Here is a 243-nt window from a genome sequence, read left to right on the forward strand (position 1 = left end):
TGCGTCGTTGGGAAAAAGAAGATGTTCTTGAGCGGGTGCAAGCACGACTGGATGCAAACCCAGCTCAACTGGCGGTCCGCAGCATGACCGTCGAACATCCCTACGGCACGATCAAATCATGGATGGGGGCCACCCACTTCAAAATGCGAACCCTGAAAAACGTGGCAACTGAGATGGCGCTGCATGTGCTGGCCTACAATATGACCCGCGTCATGAACCTGATGGGCATTCCGGCGATGATAG

At 54.7% G+C, this 243-nt stretch carries 1 protein-coding gene; it reads left to right on the forward strand.

Going from position 1 to position 243, the window contains the following annotated elements; genetic code table 11:
- Positions 1–243 (forward strand): transposase (locus AB9F29_RS22735; RefSeq protein WP_369757353.1); only part of this gene is annotated, 243 nt, incomplete at both ends.

Origin of the sequence: Falsihalocynthiibacter sp. S25ZX9, from assembly GCF_041205405.1 — a bacterium.
Classification (GTDB): Bacteria; Pseudomonadota; Alphaproteobacteria; order Rhodobacterales; family Rhodobacteraceae; genus Falsihalocynthiibacter; species Falsihalocynthiibacter arcticus.